Source organism: Candidatus Protofrankia californiensis, assembly GCF_900634765.1.
Taxonomy (GTDB): domain Bacteria; phylum Actinomycetota; class Actinomycetes; order Frankiales; family Frankiaceae; genus Protofrankia; species Protofrankia californiensis.
The window spans coordinates 1-8,518 of sequence record NZ_CAAAFT010000326.1; the positions used below are offsets into that span (position 1 = coordinate 1).

The 8,518-nt window shown below is 63.9% G+C and carries 6 protein-coding genes and 1 tRNA gene; 6 read left to right on the plus strand and 1 reads right to left on the minus strand.

The annotated features are described in order from the left end of the window. The first annotated feature begins 113 nt into the window (after positions 1–113). The 4 genes from DD1DGNOD_RS17150 (at position 114) to DD1DGNOD_RS17165 (ending at position 4,341) form a co-directional block, all read left to right on the plus strand. Complete coding sequence (locus DD1DGNOD_RS17150; protein WP_131770607.1) at positions 114–785, plus strand: ImmA/IrrE family metallo-endopeptidase; 672 nt, start codon at positions 114–116, stop codon at positions 783–785. Beyond that, the gene (locus DD1DGNOD_RS17155) at positions 782–1,009 is read left to right on the plus strand and encodes a helix-turn-helix domain-containing protein (RefSeq protein ID WP_131770608.1); all 228 of its coding nucleotides are present in this window, start codon (positions 782–784) and stop codon (positions 1,007–1,009) included. The genes DD1DGNOD_RS17150 and DD1DGNOD_RS17155 overlap by 4 nt, the downstream gene beginning before the upstream one ends. 179 nt (positions 1,010–1,188) lie before the next feature. Continuing rightward, a complete protein-coding gene (locus tag DD1DGNOD_RS17160) occupies positions 1,189–2,415 on the plus strand; it encodes a tyrosine-type recombinase/integrase (protein ID WP_283234715.1) in 1,227 nt (408 codons plus the stop codon). 132 nt (positions 2,416–2,547) lie between these two features. Beyond that, positions 2,548–4,341 (plus strand): recombinase family protein, encoded by a 1,794-nt coding sequence (locus DD1DGNOD_RS17165; RefSeq protein ID WP_131770610.1) that lies wholly within the window; start codon positions 2,548–2,550, stop codon positions 4,339–4,341. Here the strand turns inward: DD1DGNOD_RS17165 and DD1DGNOD_RS17170 are convergent. Next, positions 4,304–4,390 (minus strand) — tRNA-Leu (locus DD1DGNOD_RS17170). The genes DD1DGNOD_RS17165 and DD1DGNOD_RS17170 overlap by 38 nt on opposite strands. Positions 4,391–4,659: 269 nt before the next feature. Here DD1DGNOD_RS17170 and DD1DGNOD_RS17175 point away from each other — a divergent pair. Next, positions 4,660–7,209, plus strand: coding sequence for a Tex family protein (locus DD1DGNOD_RS17175; RefSeq protein WP_430827825.1), 2,550 nt, complete (start codon positions 4,660–4,662; stop codon positions 7,207–7,209). A 267-nt stretch (positions 7,210–7,476) separates the two neighbouring features. Beyond that, entirely contained in the window at positions 7,477–8,412 is a 936-nt protein-coding gene (locus tag DD1DGNOD_RS17180) for a sulfotransferase family protein (RefSeq protein ID WP_131767481.1), read from the plus strand. Positions 8,413–8,518: the final 106 nt, after the last annotated feature.

Genomic DNA, 8,518 nt, shown 5'->3' on the forward strand with positions numbered 1-8,518 from the left:
CTAAGAGCCAAACATGGACTCCGAGGAGAGGCGTTAAGCGAAGCGGCGCAAGAAATACAAGACATCATCAACAAATATGACGGCGTACAGCCGGACGAATAAGAGAGGAAACAATGAAAGTACAGACAACATCAATCATCCGACAGCTTCGGGCGCTGGTCCCGGTGCGACCACTTACCGAACGTGAAGCGAAAAGTCTCGCAGAGCGCCAAGCGATCATCTTGCTTGAACTACTAGGGCAGCACAGGCCAGCCGTGGACGTTGGCCTTATAGCCGAGCTGCCGCGTATCGAAGTGCGCGTAGAGCCTAACCTACATAAAGGCGGCATCTCTGGCTTCTCGCAATGGAGCCAGGGGCGCTGGCTTATCGTAGTCAACCGCAGTGACAGCACAACACGCCGCCGCTTCACACTCAGCCACGAACTTAAGCACATACTCGATCATCCTTTCGCAAAAGTTCTCTACAGCAACCTCAGTGACGCAGAGGCCGAACGCGAACGAATTATCGAGCGTATCTGCGACTACTTCGCCGGCTGCCTCCTGGTGCCACGCAACTGGCTCAAGCAGGCTTGGGCAAATGGCATCCAGGATCGAGCAGCCCTCGCGGCCCTCTTCAATGTCTCCGAGGCTGCCATCTCGGTGCGACTCCAACAAACAGGGATTGGCGAACCGCGGACGGCCCACCACCGCGAGCTAAGTCAACCTATTAGCAGCTACTTCAGAAAAGAGTCGACGGGGCAGACTTTTATCACCTACCCACAAGCGGCGCAAGGAGGAATCTTATGACCAAGAGCTATCTACCAACTTACTTCCGAGCCGCGGCCGAAAGCGCCGAAGAGCTGCTCACCGTCGCAGAAGCCTGTGCCGAGTTGCGTGTCAGTAAGTGGACTCTCTATCAGTACATCCACTCACGCCAGCTCGCCAGTGTCAAGCTGCGCAGTCGCCGCTTGATCCCACGAAGCGCCATCCGCGCCTTGGTCGAGAAGCTAACCATCGAGGCGACCGCGTAATGGCACGACGAAACGCGAACGGCGAAGGGAGCATCTATAAACGCAAGGACGGCAGATGGGAGGGCGCAGCCTACCTAGGAACGATTAGCGGGAACGTCAAGCGCCTCCGCGTCTATGGCAAGACACGCAAAGAGGTACATGAAAAGCTAACCGCCTCGCTCGCGCAGGCGCGACAAGGCATGTTACTGCCAGACCGTACCTGGAAGCTTGCCGAGTATCTGGACTACTGGCTTGACCGTGCCGTAAACGCCGAACGGCGACCGAACACCCACAAGCGATACGAAGTAGTCGTTCGCCTCCATCTAAAGCCTACGCTTGGTAGGAAGTCACTACAGCAGCTCTCAGTGCGAATGGTGGAGGATTTCTACAAGAAATTACTCGCCGAATGCGCTTCACGGAACACCGTGTACCAAGCAAAGAAAGTCCTCAGCGCGGCGCTGACACATGCCATGAGGCAAGAGCTTCTACTTCGCAACGTAGCGCGATTGGCGGAGATGCCGCAGTACAAGCCGAAGGAGGCACAATACTGGACGGCTCAAGAGACCATTACTTTCCTTAGCGCAGCGCAATCAGACCCCTTGTACCATGCCCTCGTTCTGACCGTACTGTACGGCCTGCGTCGGGGCGAGGTGCTCGGTATTCGATGGCGCGACATCGACTTCGAGAAGGGAATATTAAGCATCAGACAGCAGATACAACGAATTGATGGAAAGCTCCAAGAGGTAGAGCTAAAGACCGACTCCAGCGAACGCGACGAACCGCTGTTGGCAACAGCACGTGACGTGCTGATGAAGCAGCGATCTAAGCAGGAAGCTGCCCGTTTGGCTGCTGGCGCCGACTGGCTGGGGGCAGGAACAAAGGACGATCTTGTCTTCACGACCCGGACTGGAAACCCGATTGAGCCGCGCAACCTTTACCGCTCGTTCCATCGCATCATCGAAAAGCACGGAATCCGCAGAATCAAACTTCATGAACTGCGGCACACCAATGGGACTGCTCAAAAGGATCTCAACGTTCCCGCGAGCGACACGCAAGCGATATTTGGGCACAGCAGCGTCGCAACAACTCGCATCTACCAACACGTAAGCCTGAGTAACAAGCGAAATGCATTGGAGAAGGTTGAAAACTACCTCTTCTCGCAACAGTTTGCGGAAGGTGAAGCTGGTAGCCGTCAACGACTGCCGTCAGGCCGGCAAATCTACCGACGAATGGTAAGTCCTACATCTGGAGGGCCCACTGGGATTCGAACCCAGGACACGTGGCTTAAAAGGCCCATCCGGAACACCGTAAACAATCATATTACCTCTGTAGATCGGGTCATGCAAGTCCGTAGACGTATATGGAAACTCGGATGCGTTGCCGTCAACTTTGCCGTCAAAGACCACGACCTAGAGGTTGCTACATGACCCGCCGACCTAAGCGCCGTGAACGCGGGCCTCCAGCACACCGGATGCGCTCCCTCCCAATTCCAACAACCCGAAAGGAGCCAGTCTTGAACCCGCTCACCGTCCAGTCACCGACCATCGAGAGGCGACACTATGCGCATACTCCTCGACCCGACACAGCCCTTCCCCGAAGACACCAAGTTCGCCGTCAGCTACCTGCGTGTGTCCACCAAGGCGCAGACAGAAACCGGCTACGACGAAGAGGGCCTGTCCATCGCGGCCCAACGCGACGCCAACCAGAAGAAGGCCGAACAACTCGGCGCGGTCATCGTGGCCGAGTTCGTAGACGCGGCTGAGTCCGCCAAGACTGCCGACCGCCCCGAACTGCAAGCAATGCTCGGCTTCATCCGCGAACTGGGCGTTATCAGCTACGTCATCGTGGACAAGGTTGACCGGCTCGCCCGCAACCGAGAAGACGACGTGCTCATCAACATGGCTGTCCGCAAGGCCGGAGCCAAGTTCGTCTCCTCCAAGGAGAACATCGACGAGACGCCTTCGGGCAAGCTCCTGCACGGAATCATGGCGAGCATCGCCGAGTTCTACTCCGCCAACCTGGCGACCGAAGCCAAGAAGGGTATGAGGCAGAAAGCCAAGTCCGGCGGCACGCCGGGCCACGCGCCTCTCGGCTACCGCAACGTCCGCGAACGCATCGACGGCCGCGAGATTCGCACGGTTGCCGTCGATCCCGAGCGCGCACCGCTCATCCAATGGATGTTCAGCGCCTACGCCACAGGCGAGTGGACCATGCGCCAGCTCACCGACGAGCTCAACCGTCGAGGGCTACGTATCCCGGCCACCAAGAAGCTCCCGGAACGACCGCTGCGCTACCAGCACATCGACAAGATGCTCGTCAACCGCTACTACACCGGCTTCGTCAGGTACGAGGGCATCTACTACGAGGGCCGGCATCCGGCGCTCATCGACACGGTGACCTTCGAGCAGGTGCAAGCCGTTCGGACCGCCCGCGCTGCGGCGCGGGAGAAGGTCCAGAAGCACCCGCACTACTTGAAGGGCTCGATCTTCTGCGGTCGGTGCCGTGGTCGGTTCGGGGTCATGAACGCTCGAAACCGCTGGGGCACGGTCTACCCGTACTTCTACTGCCTTGGCCGTGCGAAGAAGGAGGACTGCACACAGTCAACGATCCTGATCAGTGACGTTGAAGCGGCTGTCGCGGACTACTGGTCCCGCGTCCAGCTCAGTGGACCCCGCATCGTGGCCATTCGCGAACAGGTCATGGCCGCGCTGGTGAGCCGTCAACACAGCAACCGGACCGAACTCGACAGACAGGAGAAGCGCAAGAAGGCGCTGCAAAACCAACAACTCAAGCTGATCGAGATGCGCTACGCCGATGCAATCTCGCTCGAACACCTGAAGTCTGAACAGGAACGCATCACCCGCGAGCTTGCCCAGGCACAGCAGGTCATCGACCAGTGCTCGACCGAGATCGAGGCCGTCATGAAGGTGGTCGAGGAGGCACTGCTGCTGTGCGCCAACGCGCACCGGCTGTACCTCAGTGCTCCACCCGATGTCCGCCGACAGCTCAACCAAGCCGTCTTCGCCCACTTCTGGATCATGAACGACCAGGTGCAGGGCGCGGACCTCACCGAAGGCTTCGCCCACCTCCTCGCCCCTGATCTTGCCGCACGGCCGACGGAGGCGAAGAACAGCGAAGACACGAAGATCGAAACCCGTTCCCGCCCCGGTAGGGGTCGGGGGCGGTACACCGGCGAAAGTGCCGGTCTGGAACTGGTGCGGCCCACGGACGCCATACAGCGCCCGCACGGCCCACTTCCCGCCGACACGACGAACCCCGGACCCAACCGGGACCGGGGTTCAAACGTGACCGTTTTGGTGTCCGAGGGGGGACTTGAACCCCCACGCCCTTAGAGGGCACTAGCACCTCAAGCTAGCGCGTCTGCCATTCCGCCACCCGGACCTGCAACGAACCAAGACTCTACACGGCTTGCGCGCAAGCCGGTGTGGGGGTCGTCATCCCCACGGACGGGCTCTTTCCGATCTTCGGAAGTCCCGCCGATCCCGGCTGGACGGGGGCTGATCCGGACAGTCCGGACTGATCCAGACTGATCAATAGTGATTCGGACTGATCCGGACCTGATGAGACGGGGCTGATGCGTCGGTGGGCCCGGTGGTCAGGCAAGCTGGTCACCGACACCTCTCAGACCTCAGCTACGAAGGCGGATCGAGATCGTGACGACGTCGGTTCATCGCAGGATCGCCGGGGAGCTCGGCGTGCGTGAGGGGCAGGTGACCGCGGCCGTCGACCTGCTCGACGGCGGGGCCACCGTGCCGTTCATCGCCCGCTACCGCAAGGAGGCGACCGGCATGCTCGACGACGCGCAGTTGCGGACCCTCGAGGAGCGGTTGCGTTACCTGCGTGAGCTGGAGGACCGGCGCACGACGATCCTCGAGTCGATCCGCTCCCAGGGCAAGCTGGACGACGCGCTCGAGGCGCAGATCATGGCGGCCGACTCGAAGGCCCGCCTGGAGGACATCTACCTGCCCTACAAGCCCAAGCGCCGCACCAAGGCCCAGATCGCCCGGGAGGCGGGTCTGGAACCCCTCGCCGAGACGCTGCTGGCCGATCCGTCGCAGGATCCGCAGACAACCGCCACCGCCTTCGTCGACCCCGACAAGGGGGTCGCCGACACGACCGCCGCTCTGGATGGTGCGCGCGCCATCCTGGTCGAGCGCTTCGCCGAGGACGCGGACCTGATCGGGACGTTGCGTGAGCGGATGTGGTCGCGGGGCCGGCTCACCTCCCGGGTACGCGAGAGCAGGCAGGAGGCCGGCGCCAAGTTCGCCGACTACTTCGACTTCGCCGAGCCCTTCACCACCCTGCCCTCGCACCGGATCCTGGCGCTGTTCCGCGGCGAGAAGGAGGAGGTCCTCGACCTCACCCTCGAACCGGAGGCCGCTGACACAGACGGCGCCGACGGCCAGGCCGCCGACGGAGACGCCACCGGCGGGCAGACAGCAACAGTGCCACGGCAGACGGCGCAGCCCAGCAGCTACGAGATCACCGTCGCCGAGCGCTTCGCCGTCGCCGACAACGGCCGTCCGGCCGACCGCTGGCTGCTGGAGACGGTGCGCTGGGCATGGCGCACCCGGATCCTCGTCCACCTTGACATCGACCTGCGGATGCGCCTGTGGCAGGTGGCGGAGGACACCGCGGTCCGGGTGTTCGCCGTAAACCTGCGGGACCTCCTCCTCGCGGCGCCCGCCGGCGCGCGGGCGACCATGGGGCTCGACCCGGGCCTACGTACCGGCGTGAAGGTCGCGGTGCTCGACCCGACCGGCCAGGTGGTGGCGACCGAGACGATCTATCCGCATGAGCCGCGGCGACGCTGGGACGAGTCGATCGCCGTCCTCGCCCGGCTCGCGCGTATCCACAATGTTGAACTCGTCGCGATCGGCAACGGAACCGCCTCCCGTGAGACCGACAGGCTCGCAAGCGATCTGGCCAAGCGGCACCCGGAGCTCAAGCTCACCACGGTCGTGGTGTCCGAGGCCGGCGCCTCGGTGTACTCCGCGTCCGCCTATGCCTCGCGGGAACTGCCCGAGCTGGACGTGTCGTTGCGCGGCGCGGTGTCCATTGCACGCCGGCTGCAGGATCCGCTGGCAGAGCTCGTCAAGATAGACCCCCGCTCGATCGGGGTCGGCCAGTATCAGCACGACCTGTCCGAGGTCAAGCTGTCGCGTTCGCTGGACGCGGTGGTGGAGGACTGCGTCAACGCCGTCGGCGTCGATGTCAACACCGCCTCGGTGCCGCTGCTGACGCGCGTGTCGGGCATCGGCGAGGGGCTCGCGGAGAACATCGTGCGCCACCGCGACGCCAACGGCCCGTTCCGTTCCCGCCGGGCGCTCACCGACGTCTCCCGGCTGGGCCCGAAGGCGTTCGAGCAGTGCGCCGGCTTCCTGCGCATCCGCGACGGTGACGATCCGCTGGACGCCTCCAGTGTGCACCCGGAGGCATATCCGGTGGTACGCCGGATCCTTACGGCTACGAGCAGTGACATCACGATGGTGATCGGCAACAGCTCGACACTGCGAGCCCTGCGGCCCACAGACTTCGTCGACGACACCTTCGGCCTGCCGACCGTCACCGACATCCTCAGGGAACTGGAGAAACCGGGCCGCGACCCGCGCCCGGCGTTCCGGACCGCGGCGTTCGCCGACGGCGTGGAGACGCTCGCCGATCTCACACCCGGCATGGTGCTGGAGGGTGTCGTCACCAACGTCGCCGCGTTCGGCGCGTTCGTCGACGTCGGGGTGCACCAGGACGGCCTCGTCCACGTTTCGGCGATGTCGAGGAACTTCGTCTCCGACCCGCGCGAGGTGGTCAAGCCCGGCGACATCGTCCGGGTGAAGGTGCTCGATGTCGACATCGCCCGCAAACGCATCTCGCTGACGCTGCGGCTCGACGGTGACGCCGACGCCGACGCCGGCCGTGCCGACCAGCGCGCGTCATCGGGTGCGGGACGCCGCCGTGAGCGAGGCGCCGCACCGTCGGCAACGCCCCGTGAGCGCAACGCCACCGCCTCCGGTGCGCCCCGCGGAACGCAACCCCGTGGAGCACGATCCGGCGGAACACGGTCCGGCGGGGCGCAGCCCCGCACCCGCCGCGGCGGATCGAATGACGTGCCCGACGGTGCTCTCGCCGACGCGTTGCGACGCGCCGGTCTCATCGACGAGTTCGGCAACAGCGTCAGCCGGCCGAAACGAACCGGACGCTGACCTGCGCTCCACCCGGTCAGACGGTCCGGTTGGTCCGCTCGATCCGCTCGATCCGGTCCGCTCGGTCGGTCCGGGCGATTCGGTAGGTCCGCTCGTTCGATTGGTCCTTTTGATCGAATTAGTTCCGGGCGGACGGTCCGGTCGGACGGGACGGATTGCGCGACTTCTCCACCGAATAGGTCGACTATGGACGTAGGTACTGCCCACGTGCTCTAACCGCGTACGCATCGGGCATCGATCGATCACATTGCTGGAGGTTCCCGGGAGATGTCCCTGCCCGACTTCTTCATCCTCGGGGTTCCCAAGGCCGGCACCACGGCGCTGCACGCTGCGCTCACCCGGCATCCCCAGCTGTTCCTCTCCACGGTAAAGGAACCGAAGTTCTTCCTCAGTGACGGCCCGCCGCCGGCTCAGGGCGGGCCCGGCGACGCCCAGACCTACCAGGAGCACGTCTGGAAGCGTAAGGACTACGAAGCGCTGTTCAATACGGCGCCGCACGGCACGCTGCGCGGCGAGGCCACTCCGTTCTACCTCTACGACCTCGACGCGCAGGCCAGGATCAAGCGCCTGCTCCCCAAGGCGAAGCTGGTCGTGCTCCTGCGTAACCCGGTGGACCGGGCGCACTCGAACTGGACCCACCTGTGGGCGGCGGGTCTGGAGCCCGAACGCGACTTCGTGCGGGCGTGCGCGCTGGAGCAGCCCCGCAAGGCAGCGGGCTGGGCCGACTTCTGGCACTACGTCTCCCAGGGCCGCTACGGCGAGCAGATCCAGCACCTGTACACCCTGTTCGCCCGCGAGCAGGTGCTCCTGCTGCGCTACCGCGACCTGCGGGACTCCCCCGCGGCCACCCTCGATCAGGTCTGCGAGTTCCTGGAGGTCTCCACCGGCGTGCTCGACGTCGTCCCGTCCGAGAACGTCTCCTCCTATGTCGCGGACACCCCGCTGAACACCGTCCTGCGGGCGCTGCTGCGCAACGGTGGCAGGATCGGCCAGTATTTCCCGGTGCCGGTGCGCAAGGTCTTCCGCGGACCTCTGCTGACCGCGCTGCAGCGCAGTTCGGGTGGACGGCCGAAACTCACCCCGGCGCAGCGCCGGGCCGTCCTGCCGTACTTCGTCGGCGACATCGCCCTCCTTGAGCAGGTGACCGGGAACTCCTATTCCGACTGGCTGGACGCGGGCACGGAGCCCGAGGTCATCGACTGACCCGGTTGGCTGATTCGATCGAACGATTCCATCGAACAGCTCGATCGGACAACTCCGTCGGACCGCTGTGTCGGACCGCTGTGTCGGACGGGAACCGTCGCACGAC